Consider the following 18,627-nt stretch of genomic DNA (forward strand, 5'->3'; position numbering starts at 1 on the left):
ACAAATTGAAAAACGCTGAGATATTTAATGTTTCAATTTATTCTTAAACGTCTTTTAATGGTTATTCCAACCTTTATTGCGATAACTTTGATTACCTTTGCTCTCGTGCATTTAATCCCTGGCGATCCGATTGAGATCCGAATGGGTGAACGTGGTTTAACCCCTGAAGTTCACGCACAGATGATGGCACAGCTTGGCTTAGATCTTCCGTTACACGAACAATACTTTAATTATATCAAGGGTGTATTTCAGGGGGATTTAGGTAATTCGTTTCGTAATAACGAACCTGTACTGAAAGAATTTTTCACTCTTTTCCCTGCAACCGTGGAGTTAGCCTTTTTTGCTCTGTTGTGGTCGCTGATTGCAGGTATTTTGTTTGGTGTGATTGCGGCGGTGAAGAAAGAGTCGTGGTTTTCCCACGCTATTTCGTCGATCTCTTTAACAGGCTATTCAATGCCGATCTTCTGGTGGGGCTTAATTTTAATTCTTTATTTTTCAACGCCATTAGGCTTGCCAGCCTCAGGGCGTTTACCAGCAGAATACTGGATCGAAGCCGAAACTGGCTTTATGTTGATTGATACTTGGAATTCTGACGAACCAGGCGCATTTGTTGCGGCGATTAAATCGTTGATTTTGCCTGCGATTGTACTTGGTACTATTCCATTAGCCATTATTACCCGTATGACCCGTTCTTCGATGTTGGAAGTGTTAGGCGAAGATTATATCCGCACCGCCAAAGCGAAAGGCTTAAACACAACACGTATTGTGATTATCCACGCTTTGCGTAATGCGTTAATTCCAGTGGTAACGGTGGTTGGTTTAATTGTGGGGCAACTGTTATCAGGGGCAGTTTTAACTGAAAATATTTTCTCTTGGCCGGGGATCGGGAAATGGATTATTGATGCGATCAACTCACGAGACTACCCTGTGCTACAAGGTTCGGTGTTGATTATTGCTACCTTGATTATTTTAGTGAATTTAACCGTAGATTTAATTTACGGCGTGGTTAATCCACGGATTAGACATACTTAAAAAATAGATTTATTTGTTGGAGTAATAAATGTCTTCTCAAGTAGAAACAACCTCACCAGCCCCACTAACGCCTTTACAAGAATTTTGGCTCTATTTCCGCCAAAATAAAGGGGCGGTGATTGGTTTAACTTTTATTGTGATTGTTGGGCTTGCCTGCATTTTTGCAGAATTTGTTGCCCCTTTCGATCCGATTACACAAAACCGCAGTGCATTGTTATTGCCACCTGCGTGGTTTGAAGGCGGTAATTCTGCCTATTTACTCGGCACGGACGACATTGGGCGTGATATTCTTTCCCGTATTATTTATGGAGCAAGATTGTCTATCTTTATCGGTCTGTTGATCGTAGTGATGTCCTGTATTCTTGGGGTTATTTTAGGTCTGTTAGCAGGTTATTACGGCGGCACTATTGATATTGTGATTATGCGTTTTGTCGATATTATGCTTGCAATTCCAAGCCTATTATTAACTATCGGCGTTGTTACAATTCTTGGACCTTCGCTACTGAATGCGGCGATTGCAATTGCTGTGGTGTCTATTCCAAGCTATGTGCGTTTAACCCGTGCTTCTGTGTTAAGTGAAAAAAATCGTGATTATGTGACCGCTTCCCGTGTGGCTGGGGCTGGCGTATGGCGTTTGATGTTTATTGTGATTTTGCCAAACTGTTTAGCACCGCTGATTGTTCAGATGACAATGGGGATCTCTAATGCGATTTTAGAGCTTGCGGCACTTGGCTTCTTGGGGATCGGTGCACAACCACCGACACCGGAACTCGGCACAATGCTTGCCGAATCTCGTGGCTTTATGCAATCGGCAAATTGGTTGGTGACAATCCCTGGTTTAGCGATTTTATCTCTCGTGCTTGCCTTTAACTTAATGGGTGACGGCTTGCGTGATGCACTTGATCCAAAATTAAAACAGTAAGGGGAACGAAATGGCATTATTAAAAGTAGATGAACTTTCCGTTCACTTTGGCGATAAAAAAGCCCCGTTTAGAGCGGTGGATCGAGTAAGTTATGAAGTCAATGAAGGCGAAGTGTTAGGCATTGTGGGCGAGTCAGGTTCCGGTAAATCGGTTAGTTCTCTTGCAATTATGGGGCTTATTGATTTCCCTGGACGTGTAATGGCAAATTCGTTACGTTTCAACGGACATAATCTGCTTGATTTAAAACCAAAAGAGAAGCAGAAAATTGTCGGTGCTGATGTAGCGATGATTTTCCAAGATGCAATGACAAGCCTCAACCCAAGTTACACCGTGGGTTATCAAATTATGGAAGCCTTGAAAGTTCACCAAGGCGGTTCAAAAGCGTGGCGAAAAGAGCGTGCGATTGAATTATTAACGATGGTCGGTATTCCTGACCCAACATCTCGTTTAGAGGTCTATCCGCACCAACTTTCAGGCGGTATGAGCCAACGTGTGATGATCGCAATGGCGATTGCTTGTAATCCAAAATTATTGATTGCTGACGAGCCGACAACGGCGTTAGATGTGACTATTCAAGCACAAATTATTGATTTATTGCTTGAGTTGCAACGCAAAGAAAATATGGCGTTGATTTTGATTACTCACGATTTGGCTTTAGTTGCCGAGTCGGCTCACCGTATTATCGTGATGTATGCAGGGCAAGTGGTGGAAGAAGGCAAATCTGAACAGATTTTCAAATCACCGCTTCACCCTTATACCCAAGCGTTATTAAAAGCGTTGCCTGAGTTTGCCGAAGGTAAATCTCGCTTGCAATCACTACCGGGTGTCGTACCGGGTAAATATGACCATCCGCAAGGTTGCTTGCTCAACCCACGCTGTCCGTATGCAACGGATTTATGCCGACAAAAAGAGCCGGAACTACGCACAGTAAATGGCAGACAGGTGAAATGCCATACGCCGTTGAATGAAAGTGGATTGCCACAACCAATTTAGTAAGATAGATAAATATGCAAAACAATACCCAAAACCCACCGCTTCTCAATGCGGCGGATCTCAAAAAATACTACCCTGTAAAAAAGGGAATGTTTAGCAAGCCGAAACTAGTAAAAGCGGTGGACGGCGTTTCTTTTACCCTTGAACGTGGCAAAACCCTTGCTGTGGTGGGCGAATCGGGCTGTGGTAAATCAACCTTAGGGCGTATGCTGACAATGATCGAGCCACCAACAGAAGGGGAATTGTTCTACAACGGACAAAATTTCTTAGTCAGCGATAAGGAAACAGAAAAATTACGTCGTAAGAAAATCCAGATCGTTTTCCAAAACCCTTATGCGTCGCTTAATCCACGTAAAAAAGTCGGGGCAATTTTAGAAGAACCCCTGCTTATTAATACCGAATTGTCTGCACAAGAGCGTAAGGCACAAGTGTTAGAAATGATGGCAAAAGTGGGGCTAAAACCTGAGTTTTGCGACCGCTATCCGCATATGTTCTCAGGCGGACAACGCCAACGTATTGCAATAGCCCGAGGTTTAATGCTGAAACCTGATATTGTGGTGGCAGATGAACCTGTGTCAGCCCTTGACGTATCCGTTCGTGCACAGGTATTAAACTTGATGATGGATTTACAAGAAGAGCTTGGGTTGTCTTATGTGTTTATCTCTCACGATTTATCGGTGGTAGAACATATTGCTGACGAAGTGATGGTAATGTATTTAGGACGTTGTGTAGAACAAGGCAACACCAAAGAGATCTTCGGTAACCCACGCCACCCTTACACCCAAGCCTTGCTATCAGCCACACCACGTTTGGAAGCGGAGCATCGCCGAGAGCGGATTAAACTCACCGGCGAATTACCAAGTCCGCTTAATCCACCGAAAGGCTGTGCTTTCCACGCCCGTTGCCGTTTGGCGACAGAGCGTTGTAAGCAAGAACGTCCAGAGCTAAAAACCTATGAAAACGGCACGAAGATAGCTTGTTTTATGGTGGAGTAAGAATTTTATATTTGTTGTATGCTTTATTGCCTTACTCTATAGTAAGGCAATTTAATTTCTAAATCTAAACCTTCCTCGACTATATCTCGTTTTCATCAACGCCAGAATTTGCTCTTTTTCGCTTGATACCGCTTGGCTACTCTGTTTAGCCACCGTAAGCGAATGTTGAATAGAGTGAGCGTGAGTAATGGCAATCGCCAAAGCATCCGCAGCATCAGCTTGGGGTTTGGCGGAAAGTTGCAAAATACGTGTAACCATATCTTGCACCTGCACTTTATCTGCCGAACCAATCCCCACAACCGTTTGTTTTACTAAACGTGCGGCATATTCAAAGACAGGCAAATCGTGATTAACCGCAGCAACAATCGCCGTTCCCCTTGCTTGCCCTAATTTCAACGCTGAATCCGCATTTTTTGCCATAAATACTTGCTCAATGGCAAACATATCGGGTTGAAACTGGGTGATAATTTCTGTCACCCCTGCGTAAATACGTTTTAATCGAGTTGGAAGATCTTCAACAGAAGTACGAATTGCTCCGCTACCGAGATATTCTAAATGCCGCCCTGTTTGACGAATCACGCCATAGCCTGTTACACGAGAGCCTGGGTCAATACCTAAAATAATTGCCATTTTATGTCCAAAAAGAAAGTGGATTTGTTATTCACAAACCCACTTTATAGTCAATCTTAATTAGATAATCAACTTATTTTGCAACAGTGCAGTTTTTCGCAAGAATTTGATTGTTTGCGGTAAACATTACGGGCACTGTTGTTTCAGCTGTTTTCGCATTAAAGCCCATATCTAGACTCCATACCTTTTTACCAGACACAAATTTCACACCGTCTTGATAGGTTGTATCTACTTTCAGATTTTTACCTACCACTTTTTTGTTAATGGTTACAGTTGCAGTTGATGGCTCGCCATTGTTGAAAGTATAAACCGCTAAAACAGGTTGGTTTGTTTTGCCATTTACGCTACAAATGTAAGCAATAGTTTTTGAGCCTGTTGTGATATTTTTTGCTGCAGTTATACTATCAACAGCAGTGCTACCTGCATTACCCTCAATATTTGCTGTTGAAGATGCAACATCAGAAACTGTTGAACAAGCTGTAAGTATCGCAGCTGCTGCAAATGTTGGAAGTAATTTAACTAATTTCATTGCTTTTCCTTTTGTATTAATTAAAAAGATCTCTCTCTTAGAAAAGGAAAAAATGGGAAAGTTCAAAAAAATAATCTCAAGCTAAATACTTGAGATTACTTTTTATTCATTTTTAATTAAAGCAATGCAGCCACTTCATCACTGATTTCGCCGTTGTGATACACGTTTTGCACATCATCACAATCTTCAAGGCGGTTAATTAAGTCTAATAATTTTGGTGCAGTTTCTGCATCAAGTTGGACTGTGGTTGATGGGATCATTGTCACTTCTGCATTTTCAACTTTAAAACCTGCCGCTTCAATGCCATCTCGCACAGCGCCTAAATCTTCCCAAGCAGTATAGATTTCAAATGAACTATCTTCTTGTGGCTGAATATCATCAGCACCCGCTTCAATCGCCGCTTCAGTTAATGCGTCTTCGTCTGCACTTGCGATTAAAATTAAACCTTTTTTGCTAAATAAATAACCCACCGAACCTTCAGTCCCTAAGTTACCACCACATTTAGTAAAACTTGGACGTACTTGTGAGATTGTGCGGTTTGCATTATCACTTAAACACTCAACCATTACCGCTGTACCACCTGGACCATAACCTTCATACACTTTGGTTTCCATATTGGTATCATCGCCACCGCCAACACCACGGTCGATAGCACGATTGATGGTATCACGTGTCATATTATTCGATAACGCTTTATCCACAGCTGCACGCAAACGTGGGTTAGAGCTGGTATCGCCACCACCTAATTTTGCCGCGGTCACTAATTCACGAATTAATTTAGTAAAAATTTTACCGCGTTGAGCATCTTGTGCTGCTTTGCGGTGTTTAATGTTAGCCCACTTACTATGACCTGCCATTCTCTTGTTTCCTTCTTTATTATGTTTTGAAAAAATCCCCCTCTTTAGCAAAGAGGGGTTAGGAGAGATTTGGCAGAACTGCTTCTCGCTCATAAGAGAATTTGACATTGCTATCAAATCTCCCCCAGCCCCTCTTTTCTAAAGAGGGGAGTTGCTTGTTAAATATTTTGCAATCGCTTCGGCATTATTAGGTGATTTGGTGAGTGCCACCGCCTCATTTACCGAAAGCCATTGATACGCTAAATGTTCCGTCAATATCGGTTCGATTTCATCGGGTAATCCCAATAAAAACCAATGTTCTGTATTATGCGTAATGTCAGGGGCGTATTTATAACGGAATTGCGGAAAAATCTCAAATTTCACACTCGTTTTGCAATCATAAAGTGCTAAATTTTGAGCAATAATATCAATTCCCACTTCTTCTCGCACTTCACGCAATGCCGCTTGATAAGGTGTTTCCCCTGTTTCAATCGTTCCTGTTACCGACTGCCAAAAGGTTGGATCATCTTGGCGTTGGAGCATTAATACTCGCTGAGTTTTTTTGGCATAAATCACCACGAGAACAGAATAGGGATTTTTGTAGTTCATTTTTATGTACTATACAAGAGTTTTTACATCGGATATGTGCACTCGACCTTTATCGTTTATGGTTTTTCAGCATGTGCTAGAACATTGTAAAATTTCAAAGAGTAAATAACAAGATTAGATACTGAGATGAATTGATTAGTCAAATCGTGCGATTTTTTTCTGAGAAATGAATGCTTAAATTTATGCTAAAGCGGTGAGATTTTCATAAGAATACGATTTCAAATTTCCCTTATATCAATTTTTTTGTTATCCTAACCACAATGTAATTGAATAGACTTATCTTATATGAAATTTATTAGAAAAAATGCTGTATCGTGCATCATGTTAAGTAGTTTTTATCTATAAGCACTTATGCAAATCCCTTGAAAATCATCTTACAGCAGAATTTATCAAATGCACCTGAAGTGAAAGAAGCGCTTGCAAACGTTGAAGCTGCTCAGAATCGTGTTGAACAAAGTAAATCTCAACATTTTCCTATTGTTAGCGTAACAGGTTCAAAAACTTTAAGACAGTATCATAAGTATGAAGATAATTATGGTTCAACCAAAATCATCCCTGGTATTCAGGCTGAAATGAATATCTTTGCTTTTGGCGCTATTGAGAAAGATATTGAACGCAGTTATAAAGAGAAGGAGTACTATAAGCATACCTATACCGCTACTCAAGAGGAAATAGCGTATACTATTGGACAACTTTATTTAACGGCACTGAATATGAAGGAAGCCATTTCTGTAATGGAAAAGAGCTTATTTCGCCACCAGCAAATTTTACAGGATTTGGATATTATCATGGAGAATGATGAAGGGCGAGAATCCGAATTTGTTCAAGCTGAGACACGTATGTTGATGGCTCAACAAGAAATTAATAATTATCGACAAAATTATTAGCTACTTTGAATACACTATCAAAATATACAAGGACTAAAGTTGTTGAAGAACAATTAAGTGATCCTTTCCTTCAGTTGAAGGAAGAACAGCTTTCTCCTTCTTTATTTTTTATAAATAAGAAGGAGAATGTTTATTTTGTCACATATCTATGATTAATTTATTCTTTCTGTATTGGTTAATATAGTTATGTTGACATCTACTCTCTACTCATATTTAGTTCTTGTGGGAGTGAAGCTAGTAATCATATAGATAATAACTTATTCATTAATATATGTCTTCTTTATATAATATTATCGATAGGTAGAATTAAGGACAATGCAAATATATTACCCAAATTATCAAGGATCTGACCGCTTGTTAGATCTCACCTCTCCGAAAATTATGGGGATTTTGAATTTTACCCCTGATTCGTTCTCCGATTCGGGCAAATTTTTTACCCTTGATAAAGCCCTGTTTCAAGTGGAGAAAATGCTCAATGACGGGGCGGATATTATTGATATTGGTGGTGAGTCCACCCGTGAGAATGCAGAAATTGTTACCCTTGAGCAAGAGTTGGAACGGGTTGTGCCGTTGGTTGAAGCGGTTCGCAAGCGGTTTGATTGTTTGATTTCGGTAGATAGCTCAAAGGCGGAAGTATTTCGTCAATCTGCACAAGTTGGGGCGGATATTCTCAATGATATTCGTGCGTTACAAGAGCCGAATGCCTTAGAAACTGCCGTAGAATTAGGTTTGCCTGTTTGTTTAATGCATATGCAAGGCACACCGCAAAATATGCAACAAAATCCTGAATATAATGATGTGGTGGAAGAAGTCGCAGATTTTCTCAACCAACGCATTTTTGCTTGCACAATGGCAGGCATTCCCAAAGAGCATATTATTTTAGATGTCGGCTTTGGTTTTGGTAAAACGGTACAACATAATTATCAACTGCTAAAACATCTAAATGCCTTTGTAGCTTCGGGCTATCCTGTGTTAGCTGGGCTTTCCCGTAAGTCGATGATCGGCAATGTAATCAATAAACCAGTCGATCAACGTGTAGCAGGCAGTGTCGCAGGGGCATTGCTCGCAGTGCAAAATGGAGCGAAGATCGTGCGAGTTCACGATGTAGCAGAAACCGTTGATGCCTTGAAAGTGTGGCAAGCGATGAATGAATGTGAATAAAAAAGGAAGATAAAATGACAAAAATCTACGGCATTAAAAACTGTGATACCGTGAAAAAAGCGATCAAATGGCTTGCGGATAACGACTTAAACCCACAACTTCACGACTACCGTGTCGATGGCTTAGATCCTGTTTGGCTGGCTGAAATGGCAGAGAAATTTGGTTGGGAAAACTTAGTCAATAAACGTAGCACCACTTGGCGTGGGCTTGATGATGAAATCAAAAATAATCTCACCAAAGAGCTGGCACTAAAGGTGTTAAACGAACAGCCAACCTTAATTAAACGCCCTATTGTGATTGCTGATGATGCTGCGTTGATTGGTTTTGATGAGAAAGAGTATCAAAAGGTATTTATGAAATGATACCCAACATATTAATTATGTTGAGTAAAAGGGGGCAATTTTAAGGGCTCTCTGTTTATTCAAAGGTATTGGATAGGATTTGGATCATGAGTTATATTGTAGCTCTTACTGGCGGTATAGGAAGTGGTAAGTCAACTATTGCTAATCTTTTTGCTGCACTTGGTGTGCCAGTGATTGATGCAGATATTATTGCTCGAAATATCGTTGAGAAAGGCAGTCCTTTACTCGCTCAAATAGTAGCTCATTTTGGCAAACAAATTTTGTTTGAAAATGGTGAGCTTAATCGTACAGCATTACGACAGCGGATTTTCCAGACAGAATATGAGAGACTGTGGTTAAATCAGTTACTTCATCCAGCTATTCACACAGAAATGTTAAAGCAGTTGAATGAAAGCCAATCTCCCTATGTGCTTTGGGTTGTTCCATTATTGATTGAAAACCAGCTAATGGCATTATGTGATCGTATTTTAGTTGTTGATGTATTGCCTGAAATTCAGCTAGAACGAGCTATGAAGCGAGATAAAAGCAATGTTGAAATGATAAAGAGTATTATGCTATCACAGGTTGATCGTCAAACACGATTAAACTATGCTAACGACGTGATTGAAAATAATTTACCTTTTGGTGATAATGAAGTCCATCTGACTCATCAAGTGGCAAAATTGAATGAATATTATTTGACTCTAAGTAAAACAAAAGGGAAATAGATCATGCTCGTCGTATTCTGTCCAAATTGTGGCAAAGAAGTGGCTTGGGTTTTGGGCAATAAATATAGACCATTTTGCAGCGAACGCTGCCATTTAGTTGATCTTGGCGAATGGCTCAATGAAGAAAATCAAGTCCTTGAAAGTGATATTCAGTCTGCAGATGACTATGATATGGTGGTAAGTGAGGGTATTTTCTAATGAAATAACAAACTAAACCGTTCAATGCCTTTCCAAGCCTCATCGCTAAATTCTTGTTTTACCTGTTTTTCCAATTCGGCAAGGGATTGAATGAGTTGATAGAGTTTATGGTAAGTTAAACGTTGTACTGCAGCTTGATAAAACCCACGGCGGTTTTGCCATACTTTCAAGCGGTCAAATTCGGCTCGTAAATTACCGCTATACAGAGGTCGGTGACTATTGATAATCGGCTGTGGTGAGCGTGTCATTTCAAGTAATAAAAGTAGCTCTTTTTGTACGATGCGTAGCAACACCACTGGTTGTATCTCTTCATTCTGCAGATGTTGAAGCACTCTTAATGCTCGGTTAATTTTGCCTTCTAATAAGGCATCAACCCATTGGAATGGGGTGAATTGTGCCGATTGTTCGATCACTTCTTTTGCTCGGTTTAATCCAATCTTTTGTTCAGCAAAACGAAGTTGTAACATCTGCAATGCTTGTTTTAGTGCCAGTAGATTGCCTTCGTAGCTATAACAAAGTAATTGAATAGCATCAGGCTCAAGCTGCAACTGCATTGTTTTAGCTCGATGTTGTAGCCAAATAGGTAGTTTTGTAATATCTGGTGTTTGACAGTTTACGACTACGGCATTATTTAGTTGTACAAACCAGCTCTGTTTTTCCATTGCTTTGGTTAGTTTTGGTTGGTGCAGAACAAAAAGTAAATCCGTGTGAGAAAAAGCCAGTAGTTCAGATAGCTGTTTTTGCTGTGTTACAGTTAGGTTTTCAGGCAGGTTAAGAATTAGAATTTGGCGATTAAAAAAAAGCCCATTTGATTGAACGAGGTCAAACAACATATCCCATTGGGTATCATTGGCAATGGTAAACTCTTGCTTTTCATCAAAATCCTGTAAACGAGCCGTTTGCACAATACAGTCTTTTGCTTCACCAACCAATAAAAGATCCTGCCCTGTCAATAAATAAAACGGCTGTAAGCCTTTATTGAGGGCAGGTTCTAATCCTTCTGGGAAAATACGTTGCATCATCTTATTTCGTATTTGCTAACTCTTTTTGTAATCCTGCGACTTTAATAAGAAGCTGGCGAGAGGCTTGTTCATACATTTGACGCTGAATACTTTCTTGTTCTTCTGATTTTGCTAAAGCGGCACGAGAGTCGTCGAAGAAAGTACGATGAACGCTAGTTTCAATCGGATATGCCCCTTTATTTGGGATTGTTACCGTTGCTTTTACGGTTAAGCTAAGGATTTTTTCAGCTTCACGCGCTTGTTTAAAGACTGACGCAACACGAGAGCTACTTTCTGTTGCGTTTAAGCGTAAACTCGCAACATCAGCGGATTTCGGCACGATTTGAATGTTACTGAGTAACATTTGGTTACGCAAAATGCGTGACATATCGCTGTACTGATCCGCACTTTCAAAACTCAAGGTACGCAACTCTTCTGGGAAGAGTTCATTATTTTTAAAATGCCAACCGCAAGCGGTTAAAAATAGCACACAAATGAGAGAGAGTTTTTTTAACATACCATATTCCTATTTTGTAGGGTGGGTTTTGACCCAGCATATACGATGTAGATTAGATGGTGAGTTAAAACCCACCCTACTATTATGCTTTCACCGCAAAACTCAACATCTTAAACGGTACATAGATCTCTTTCACGATTTCTACGCCTTCAAGATATTTCGCCACATTTTCATCGGCTTTCGCAATCGCCTTGACTTCACCTTCCGTTGCGGTTGCAGATACAGTAATTTTGCCACGCACTTTACCATTTACTTGCACTACAACGAGTTTTTCATCTTCTACCATTGCTTTTTCATCTGCCACCACCCAAGGTGCAAAGTCAATTGAACCCTCATTGCCTAAGGCTTGCCATAGTTCAAAGCAGATATGCGGGGTGATTGGGTAGAGCATACGGATCACCGCATTTAATGCTTCAGCCATCACGGCTTTGTCTTGATCATTAACAAGCGGTGCTTTGGTGAGCTTATTCATCAATTCCATAATTGCTGCAATTGCGGTATTAAAGGTTTGACGGCGACCGATGTCATCACTCACTTTCGCAATGGTTTTATGTACATCACGGCGTAAATCTTTTTGCTCTTTGCTTAATGCCGTAGGATCTAATGCAACAGTGGCTGGCGATTGTGCATACTCATAAGCCAAGTTCCAAAGACGACCTAAGAAACGTTTCGCCCCTTCTACGCCAGACTCTTGCCATTCTAATGTCATTTCCGCAGGAGAAGCAAACATCATAAATAGACGCACCGTATCCGCACCATATTTTTCCACCATTTCTTGTGGGTCGATACCGTTGTTTTTCGATTTCGACATTTTGGTCATACCGCTGTGTACCAACGCACGCCCTTCTTTGTCAAAGGCTTTCAAAATACGCCCTTTTTCATCACGTTCAACTGTCACTTCTGTTGGCGACACCCAAATACGTTCATTGGTTGGGCTGGTGTAGTAATAAGCGTCCGCTAACACCATACCTTGACAGAGTAATTTTTCTGTCGGTTCATCGCTAGTCACGAAACCGGCATCACGCAATAATTTGTGGAAGAAGCGGAAGTAGAGCAAGTGCATTGTTGCGTGTTCGATACCGCCGATATATTGATCCACAGGTAGCCAGTAGTTTGCTTCTTCTTTGTCTAACATACCTTGTTGATATTGTGGCGACGCATAACGTGCATAATACCAAGAAGACTCCATAAAGGTATCGAAAGTATCTGTCTCTCTTAACGCTGGCTGACCGTTATAAGTGGTTTTCGCCCATTCTGGATCTGCTTTGATCGGGCTTTTCACGCCGTCCATCACCACATCTTCAGGTAACACCACAGGTAAATCTTGCATTGGTACAGTCACAGTTTCGCCATTTTCAAGGGTAAGCATTGGAATTGGCGCCCCCCAGTAACGTTGGCGAGAAACGCCCCAGTCACGCAAGCGGTAATTAACTTGACGTTTACCGATCCCCATTCCTTCTAATTTATCCGCAATGCCTTTGAAAGCGCCATCAAAATCTAACCCATCAAATTCCGCAGAGTTAATCAATTTACCGTGTTCAGTCATTGCCGCTTTGCTGAAATCCCATTCAGAACCATCAAGCGGTACGATCACCTGTTTAATTGGTAAATTGTATTTTTGTGCAAATTCAAAATCACGCTCATCGTGAGCAGGTACTGCCATTACAGCCCCAGTGCCGTAGTGCATCAACACAAAGTTAGCGACCCAGACAGGAACTTCTTCGCCTGTTAAGGGGTGAATAGCAAACAACCCTGTTGCCATTCCTTTTTTCTCCATTGTGGCAATATCCGCTTCCGCCACTTTGGTGTTTTTCGCTTCTTGAATAAAGGCAGCTAATGCAGGATTGTTTTCTGCTGCCAGGGTTGCTAATGGGTGAGCCGCCGCCACTGCCACATAGCTCACACCAAAGAAAGTATCTGGACGAGTAGTATAAACAGGCAAGGTTTGATCAGTGCCTTTCACTTTAAAAGTAATTTCAACCCCTTCAGAACGACCGATCCAGTTGCGTTGCATTGTTTTCACTTGATCTGGCCATAACGGAAGACGATCTAAGTCATTTAACAATTGCTCCGCATAGTCAGTAATTTTAATAAACCATTGCGGAATTTCTTTTTGTTCCACAGGGGTATCACAACGCCAGCAACAGCCTTCGTGGACTTGCTCATTTGCTAACACCGTTTCATCATTCGGACACCAGTTTACTGTCGATGTTTTCTTATATACTAAGCCTTTTTTGTACAATTCAGTGAAGAACCATTGCTCCCATTTATAATATTCAGGACGGCAAGTGGTCACTTCACGATCCCAGTCAAAGCCAAAACCTAAGGCCTTGAGCTGATTTTTCATATATTCAATATTTTCATAAGTCCATTTTGCTGGTGCAGTTTTATTTTTTACCGCTGCCCCTTCTGCAGGCAAGCCGAATGCGTCCCAACCCATTGGTTGTAACACATTTTTGCCGTTCATACGTTGATGACGGGAAACCACATCGCCGATCGTATAGTTACGAACGTGTCCCATATGCAGACGACCTGAAGGGTATGGGAACATAGATAAACAGTAATATTTCGGTTTGCTTTCGTCTTTAATTGCTTTGAATACTTTATTTTCAGCCCAGTACTGCTGTACTTTAGGCTCAATCGCACTCGGATTGTATTGTTGTTGCATCATCTTCATTCCTCAAATTTGTCGAAAAATTGCGGTATAGAATAGCGTAAAAATGGGGATTTTTGAAATGATATTAAGTTCGCGGTATAAACAAAATTAAATAGTGAAGCAAACTCCGTAGATGTAAATTAGTCATTTGTTCGTATTTTAGGCTATGTCAGCAAAGCCTAAAGCCCCAGCAAAATTACCTGATCGAGAAAATCTCAGGGAAATTTTGGCTTACAACATTCAAACGTTGCGTGTGCAAAAAGGTTGGTCACAGGAACGATTAGCGAATGAGTGTGAGTTAGATAGAACTTATGTTTCAGCGGTTGAACGTTGCCGCTGGAACGTTTCGCTTTCAAATATTGAAAAGTTAGCAACTGCACTTTCTTGTCCAGCTTGGCAGTTATTGAAATACCCAGAAAATAGCAATCAAAATACTGAAAGAAATTTAGATTTGTGTTAAAATTCGCTGGCTTTTTCGTCCGCCCGATTGTTAGGGCGAGTAAAGCAACTTGCAAAAAATTTTGAAAAACTGACCGCTTGCAAGCGGTCTTTTGTTTTGAAAAATTTACGAATTTCAATGATTTACACGTAGGGACACACTGCGTGTGTCCGTTCTATTTTGTATTGATGATATTTAGCAGACACACGCAGTGTGTCCCTTGTATATTAAAATTATAGTAAACTAGCAACATAAACCATAACGTTATCCACAGCTTGGGTGTCCCTAGAGCTAAAACTCGTTCTGTAGCGTAGGCGTGGATAACTTCATCAGCAAAACCGAACAGTTGAAATATAAACCCGAATACAAGGCAGGTTACCGATGAACGCTCCGATTTATTGTGGTATTGATGTTGCTAAACGCAATTTCGTGATTGGTTTTTCCCATCAGAAAAAGACCAAAACCGAAACCAATAACGCCAAAGGTATTCAACATACCTTGGACTATTTAAGCCAGTTTAATGTGGCTCTGATAACGCTTGAAGCAACGGGTGGATTAGAAATCCCCGTGGCAAAAGCCCTTGCTCGAGCAGGTTATCGTGTATTTATTGCTAATCCACTGAAAGCCAGTGAGTTTGCAAAATCTCAAACGAGAGCCAAAACCGATGCAAAAGATGCGGTTAATCTCGCTTTCTATGGGCTCACTTGTGAGCTTAAAGGCGAAGTAGAGCATCAGTTGTATGTTCCGCTTTCTGAGCAAGAAGAACAGCTGGAAGCCCTTGTGGTTCGCCGTCGTCAGCTTGTCGATATGCGAGTAGCAGAGCTAAATCGTTTGCAACAAAGCCACGAAACCCAGTTGGACAATATCCAACAACACATTGAAATGCTTGATAAATTAATCGCCGAACTTGATAAAGATATCGACGACCAAAGTAAGCATTTTAGTGATAAAGCTGACCTTATCTCAGACATCAAAGGCGTTGGCAAAAATTGCGTCGCCGTGATGATGTCAAGCCTGCCGGAATTAGGCAAGCTAAGCAGCAAAAGAATTGCCTCACTCGTTGGCGTTATTCCGCATCCACAGGAAAGCGGTCAATGGAAAGGAAAATCCTTTTGCTATGGTGGTCGAGCGATTGTTCGTAATGCCTTATATATGGCAGCACTATCGGCAATTCGCTTTGAACCTGTTTTTAAAGCCTTTTACACCCGATTGGTTGCAAAAGGCAAAGCGAAGAAAGTCGCTATTATGGCGTGTATGCGTAAACTGCTAACCATTATGAATGCGTTGGTTAGACGCAATGAAAAATGGGATGCTACACGCTACTTATCCACAGAATCTGTGGGTCAAAATTGAATAACTTTTTTGTGTGTAAACACAGTTGCTACATAATAGGAAAATAAAATGGGATTTAAGTGTGGTATTGTCGGTTTACCAAATGTGGGTAAATCAACTCTTTTTAATGCATTAACCAAAGCAGGTATCGAAGCGGCAAACTATCCGTTTTGTACTATTGAACCAAATACAGGCGTTGTACCTATGCCGGACCCACGTTTAGATGCGTTAGCGGAAATCGTTAAGCCGGAACGTGTATTGCCAACGACAATGGAATTTGTGGATATCGCAGGCTTAGTTGCAGGGGCAAGTAAAGGCGAAGGTTTAGGTAATAAATTCTTAGCGAACATTCGTGAAACCGATGCGATTGGTCACGTTGTTCGTTGTTTTGAGAACGATGATATCGTACACGTTGCTGGCAAAATCAATCCGCTTGATGATATTGAAGTGATCAATACGGAATTAGCTTTAGCGGATTTAGATAGCTGTGAACGTGCTATTCAACGTTTACAAAAACAAGCCAAAGGTGGCGATAAAGACGCTAAATTTGAGCTGTCAATTATGGAAAAAATCCTACCGACTTTAGAAGCTGGCGGTATGATTCGCTCTGTTGTGCTGGATAAAGATGAACTGCACGCAATCAAAGGTTATAACTTCTTAACCTTAAAACCAACCATGTACATTGCTAATGTGAATGAAGACGGCTTTGAAAACAACCCTTATTTAGACCAAGTACGTGAAATTGCAGCAAAAGAAAATGCGGTAGTCGTGCCTGTTTGTGCTGCGATTGAAGCGGAAATTGCTGAACTTGACGATGATGAAAAAATCGAGTTCTTACAAGATTTAGGCATTGAAGAACCAGGTCTAAACCGTGTAATCCGTGCAGGTTATAAGCTATTGAATTTACAAACTTACTTTACCGCAGGCGTGAAAGAAGTGCGTGCTTGGACGGTGTCTATTGGTGCAACGGCACCAAAAGCAGCTGCGGTTATTCATACCGACTTTGAGCGTGGCTTTATCCGTGCGGAAGTGATTGCCTATGAAGATTTTATTCAATTCAAAGGTGAGAACGGCGCGAAAGAAGCAGGTAAATGGCGTTTAGAAGGTAAAGAGTATATCGTTCAGGATGGCGATGTAATGCATTTCCGTTTTAATGTTTAGTCTACTTATTCATCTTTTGAGTAGATTAGTTTTCAAAAATATGTAACAAAAATTTTTTGCAAATCTCACCGCTTTCCTTTACAATCGCCAGACTTTTTGGGGCTGATCTTGGATTCGACGGGATTAGCGAAGTCCAAGGTGCACGTCGAGGTGCGGTAGGCCTCGTAAACAAACCGCAAAAAATAGTCGCAAACGACGAACAATACGCTTTAGCAGCTTAATAACCTGCTCATAGCCTTATCGCCTCAGCTTCCGCTCGTAAGACGAGGAGTTCGATAAGTCACCCAAAACGAGATCGTGTGGACGCCGCCGTTTGAGGATCGAAACACTAAATTAAATCAAACTAGCTTATTCTTTGCGTGTCTGTCCGCTGGGGGTAAGCGAAATTAAAGACTAGACTAAACGTGTAGTGCTGAAGATGGAGTAATTTCGGACGGGGGTTCAAATCCCCCCAGCTCCACCAAATCGACATAAACCAACGTAAACGAACGTAACAAGAAGCCTTGAAAATCAACCTTTCAAGGCTTTTTTGTTTCTCTCAATGTAACTCGACGTAAACGGAAATAATAGACTTTTAGTAGGATCACTCTGACATATATCAAAAGCCGTCCTACTAAGGTGACAGTTATGGCTAGAACTACAAAACCACTTACAAACACAGAAATAGCAAACGCCAAACCCAAAGATAAAAAATATCCTTTAACTGATGGCGGAGGCTTGTTTTTACTTGTAAAGCCAAATGGGGCGAAATTATGGCGTTTTAATTACTATAAACCATACACAAAAAATAGAACTGAAATAGGCTTAGGGAGTTATCCTGATGTAAACTTGGCAAGAGCAAGGGAAATTAGGGAAGAATATAGATCTTTGCTTTCTCAAAATATAGACCCACACACTCACCGTCAAGCCATAGAGCAAGCCAAACAGACAGAAATCTATAACACCTTTGAGAATGTAGCGTGGGCGTGGTACGAATGGGCGACAAACACGGGCTAATTTCTCGCAGGGCTACGCTAGAGATGTAAAAAGTCTAATTGAGCGAATACTATTGCCAGCTTTTGGTAAATACCCTATTACGCAAATCTCTGCTCCAATGGCTTTAAAAGCCTTCAAACCTTTGCAAGAAAAAGGCACGTTGGAAACGTTAAAGCGTGCTATTCAAAAGATGAATGAAATAATGACGTTCGCATTGCATAGGGAAATTATCCAACACAACCCTTTAATCAATATTTCAAAAGAATTTGATAGCCCCACTGTAGAGCATTTTAAGACGATCAAACCCGAAGATCTGAGCGAGTTTTTATTTACGTTGAATACGGCTCAAATTCAGCTACAGACACGCTATTTAATTTTGTGGCAGTTGCTTACTATGACACGCCCACATATAAACCAAGACCGAATTAGAATGGCATACAATCGAGCGGACTACATCAAACAACGCTTTGAAATATTGCAAGCGTGGGCGGATTTTATAGATGAATGTTCTCAAGGGGCATTGCCACAATATCATTTGAAGAAAGTAGCTTGATGATGTTTAAGCCTAGTTTTACAGCTAGGCTTTTTTATTACTTTTTTCTGCAAAACAAATGTTATTGCTTAGTCTAATAAACAACCTTGAAACTGTTTAAAAAATCAGTAAAGTAACTCTCTAATCATAAA

At 40.8% G+C, this 18,627-nt stretch carries 19 protein-coding genes, 1 other RNA gene and 1 pseudogene; 14 read left to right on the forward strand and 7 right to left on the reverse strand.

The window, feature by feature from the left end:
• Positions 1-27 precede the first annotated feature (27 nt).
• The 4 genes from J1G47_RS08015 to J1G47_RS08030 are packed head-to-tail and all read left to right on the forward strand — an operon-like array spanning position 28 to position 3,943.
• Entirely contained in the window at positions 28-1,032 is a 1,005-nt protein-coding gene (locus J1G47_RS08015; RefSeq protein ID WP_005712947.1) for an ABC transporter permease subunit, read from the forward strand.
• 28 nt (positions 1,033-1,060) lie between these two features.
• Positions 1,061-1,954 carry an ABC transporter permease subunit gene (locus tag J1G47_RS08020; protein WP_010786346.1) on the forward strand — a complete coding sequence of 298 codons (894 nt, stop codon included), beginning with the start codon at positions 1,061-1,063 and terminating at the stop codon, positions 1,952-1,954.
• 10 nt (positions 1,955-1,964) lie between these two features.
• Complete coding sequence (gene dppD, locus J1G47_RS08025) at positions 1,965-2,948, forward strand: dipeptide ABC transporter ATP-binding protein (RefSeq protein WP_005712951.1); 984 nt, start codon at positions 1,965-1,967, stop codon at positions 2,946-2,948.
• A gap of 14 nt (positions 2,949-2,962) precedes the next feature.
• Positions 2,963-3,943, forward strand: a complete 981-nt coding sequence (locus tag J1G47_RS08030; protein WP_010786347.1) for a peptide ABC transporter ATP-binding protein — start codon at positions 2,963-2,965, stop codon at positions 3,941-3,943.
• 51 nt (positions 3,944-3,994) lie between these two features.
• On the opposite strand, the gene ruvC is transcribed toward J1G47_RS08030, so the two are convergent.
• The 4 genes from ruvC to nudB form a co-directional block, all read right to left on the reverse strand.
• Positions 3,995-4,573, reverse strand: a complete 579-nt coding sequence (gene ruvC / locus J1G47_RS08035; RefSeq protein WP_005712956.1) for a crossover junction endodeoxyribonuclease RuvC — start codon at positions 4,571-4,573, stop codon at positions 3,995-3,997.
• A gap of 73 nt (positions 4,574-4,646) precedes the next feature.
• Positions 4,647-5,102, reverse strand: coding sequence for a Holliday junction resolvase (locus tag J1G47_RS08040; RefSeq protein WP_207326563.1), 456 nt, complete (start codon positions 5,100-5,102; stop codon positions 4,647-4,649).
• Between the two features lie 116 nt (positions 5,103-5,218).
• Positions 5,219-5,959: a YebC/PmpR family DNA-binding transcriptional regulator gene (locus J1G47_RS08045; RefSeq protein WP_005712959.1), complete on the reverse strand. Its 741-nt coding sequence runs from the start codon at positions 5,957-5,959 to the stop codon at positions 5,219-5,221.
• Between the two features lie 138 nt (positions 5,960-6,097).
• Positions 6,098-6,547: a dihydroneopterin triphosphate diphosphatase gene (gene nudB, locus J1G47_RS08050; protein ID WP_016527670.1), complete on the reverse strand. Its 450-nt coding sequence runs from the start codon at positions 6,545-6,547 to the stop codon at positions 6,098-6,100.
• A 362-nt stretch (positions 6,548-6,909) separates the two neighbouring features.
• Here nudB and J1G47_RS08055 point away from each other — a divergent pair, with 362 nt between their 5' ends.
• From J1G47_RS08055 to J1G47_RS08075, 5 genes are all read left to right on the forward strand, one after another.
• Positions 6,910-7,434: a TolC family protein gene (locus J1G47_RS08055; RefSeq protein ID WP_234924156.1), complete on the forward strand. Its 525-nt coding sequence runs from the start codon at positions 6,910-6,912 to the stop codon at positions 7,432-7,434.
• A gap of 315 nt (positions 7,435-7,749) precedes the next feature.
• Entirely contained in the window at positions 7,750-8,595 is an 846-nt protein-coding gene (gene folP, locus J1G47_RS08060) for a dihydropteroate synthase (RefSeq protein WP_075592557.1), read from the forward strand.
• 14 nt (positions 8,596-8,609) lie between these two features.
• Entirely contained in the window at positions 8,610-8,957 is a 348-nt protein-coding gene (locus tag J1G47_RS08065) for an ArsC family reductase (RefSeq protein ID WP_010786353.1), read from the forward strand.
• An 86-nt stretch (positions 8,958-9,043) separates the two neighbouring features.
• Positions 9,044-9,664, forward strand: coding sequence for a dephospho-CoA kinase (gene coaE / locus J1G47_RS08070; protein ID WP_010786354.1), 621 nt, complete (start codon positions 9,044-9,046; stop codon positions 9,662-9,664).
• A gap of 3 nt (positions 9,665-9,667) precedes the next feature.
• Complete coding sequence (locus tag J1G47_RS08075) at positions 9,668-9,862, forward strand: DNA gyrase inhibitor YacG (protein ID WP_005712971.1); 195 nt, start codon at positions 9,668-9,670, stop codon at positions 9,860-9,862.
• Here J1G47_RS08075 and holA read toward each other — a convergent pair.
• The 3 genes from holA to leuS all read right to left on the reverse strand — a co-directional run bounded on the left by holA (position 9,859) and on the right by leuS (position 14,048).
• Positions 9,859-10,881 (reverse strand): DNA polymerase III subunit delta, encoded by a 1,023-nt coding sequence (gene holA, locus J1G47_RS08080; RefSeq protein WP_207326855.1) that lies wholly within the window; start codon positions 10,879-10,881, stop codon positions 9,859-9,861. The genes J1G47_RS08075 and holA overlap by 4 nt on opposite strands.
• Before the next feature lie 4 nt (positions 10,882-10,885).
• Positions 10,886-11,380 (reverse strand): LPS-assembly lipoprotein LptE, encoded by a 495-nt coding sequence (locus tag J1G47_RS08085; RefSeq protein ID WP_005712977.1) that lies wholly within the window; start codon positions 11,378-11,380, stop codon positions 10,886-10,888.
• A gap of 82 nt (positions 11,381-11,462) precedes the next feature.
• Complete coding sequence (gene leuS / locus J1G47_RS08090) at positions 11,463-14,048, reverse strand: leucine--tRNA ligase (protein WP_207326856.1); 2,586 nt, start codon at positions 14,046-14,048, stop codon at positions 11,463-11,465.
• A 154-nt stretch (positions 14,049-14,202) separates the two neighbouring features.
• On the opposite strand from leuS, the gene J1G47_RS08095 reads away from it, so the two are divergent.
• The 5 genes and pseudogenes from J1G47_RS08095 (at position 14,203) to J1G47_RS08115 (ending at position 18,496) form a co-directional block, all read left to right on the forward strand.
• The gene (locus J1G47_RS08095) at positions 14,203-14,496 is read left to right on the forward strand and encodes a helix-turn-helix domain-containing protein (RefSeq protein WP_010786358.1); all 294 of its coding nucleotides are present in this window, start codon (positions 14,203-14,205) and stop codon (positions 14,494-14,496) included.
• A 360-nt stretch (positions 14,497-14,856) separates the two neighbouring features.
• Entirely contained in the window at positions 14,857-15,828 is a 972-nt protein-coding gene (locus J1G47_RS08100) for an IS110 family transposase (protein WP_012621529.1), read from the forward strand.
• A 48-nt stretch (positions 15,829-15,876) separates the two neighbouring features.
• Positions 15,877-16,968: a redox-regulated ATPase YchF gene (gene ychF / locus J1G47_RS08105; RefSeq protein ID WP_207326564.1), complete on the forward strand. Its 1,092-nt coding sequence runs from the start codon at positions 15,877-15,879 to the stop codon at positions 16,966-16,968.
• 98 nt (positions 16,969-17,066) lie between these two features.
• Positions 17,067-17,431: a transfer-messenger RNA gene (ssrA, locus tag J1G47_RS08110) on the forward strand.
• A gap of 164 nt (positions 17,432-17,595) precedes the next feature.
• Positions 17,596-18,496: pseudogene (locus J1G47_RS08115) on the forward strand (integrase arm-type DNA-binding domain-containing protein).
• Positions 18,497-18,627 lie beyond the last annotated feature (131 nt).

Source organism: Glaesserella parasuis, assembly GCF_017352235.1.
Lineage (GTDB): Bacteria > Pseudomonadota > Gammaproteobacteria > Enterobacterales > Pasteurellaceae > Glaesserella > Glaesserella parasuis.

Excerpts from the sequence above, each read along its gene's own strand:
- J1G47_RS08085 (WP_005712977.1), bottom strand. The coding sequence starts at position 11,380 with ATGTTAAAAAAACTCTCTCTCATTTGTGTGCTATTTTTAACCGCTTGC.
- nudB (WP_016527670.1), bottom strand. The coding sequence starts at position 6,547 with ATGAACTACAAAAATCCCTATTCTGTTCTCGTGGTGATTTATGCCAAA.
- coaE (WP_010786354.1), top strand. The coding sequence starts at position 9,044 with ATGAGTTATATTGTAGCTCTTACTGGCGGTATAGGAAGTGGTAAGTCA.
- J1G47_RS08015 (WP_005712947.1), top strand. The coding sequence starts at position 28 with ATGTTTCAATTTATTCTTAAACGTCTTTTAATGGTTATTCCAACCTTT.
- ruvC (WP_005712956.1), bottom strand. The coding sequence starts at position 4,573 with ATGGCAATTATTTTAGGTATTGACCCAGGCTCTCGTGTAACAGGCTAT.
- ychF (WP_207326564.1), top strand. The coding sequence starts at position 15,877 with ATGGGATTTAAGTGTGGTATTGTCGGTTTACCAAATGTGGGTAAATCA.
- J1G47_RS08065 (WP_010786353.1), top strand. The coding sequence starts at position 8,610 with ATGACAAAAATCTACGGCATTAAAAACTGTGATACCGTGAAAAAAGCG.
- J1G47_RS08020 (WP_010786346.1), top strand. The coding sequence starts at position 1,061 with ATGTCTTCTCAAGTAGAAACAACCTCACCAGCCCCACTAACGCCTTTA.
- folP (WP_075592557.1), top strand. The coding sequence starts at position 7,750 with ATGCAAATATATTACCCAAATTATCAAGGATCTGACCGCTTGTTAGAT.
- J1G47_RS08075 (WP_005712971.1), top strand. The coding sequence starts at position 9,668 with ATGCTCGTCGTATTCTGTCCAAATTGTGGCAAAGAAGTGGCTTGGGTT.
- dppD (WP_005712951.1), top strand. The coding sequence starts at position 1,965 with ATGGCATTATTAAAAGTAGATGAACTTTCCGTTCACTTTGGCGATAAA.
- leuS (WP_207326856.1), bottom strand. The coding sequence starts at position 14,048 with ATGCAACAACAATACAATCCGAGTGCGATTGAGCCTAAAGTACAGCAG.
- holA (WP_207326855.1), bottom strand. The coding sequence starts at position 10,881 with ATGCAACGTATTTTCCCAGAAGGATTAGAACCTGCCCTCAATAAAGGC.
- J1G47_RS08040 (WP_207326563.1), bottom strand. The coding sequence starts at position 5,102 with ATGAAATTAGTTAAATTACTTCCAACATTTGCAGCAGCTGCGATACTT.
- J1G47_RS08100 (WP_012621529.1), top strand. The coding sequence starts at position 14,857 with ATGAACGCTCCGATTTATTGTGGTATTGATGTTGCTAAACGCAATTTC.
- J1G47_RS08045 (WP_005712959.1), bottom strand. The coding sequence starts at position 5,959 with ATGGCAGGTCATAGTAAGTGGGCTAACATTAAACACCGCAAAGCAGCA.
- J1G47_RS08095 (WP_010786358.1), top strand. The coding sequence starts at position 14,203 with ATGTCAGCAAAGCCTAAAGCCCCAGCAAAATTACCTGATCGAGAAAAT.
- J1G47_RS08030 (WP_010786347.1), top strand. The coding sequence starts at position 2,963 with ATGCAAAACAATACCCAAAACCCACCGCTTCTCAATGCGGCGGATCTC.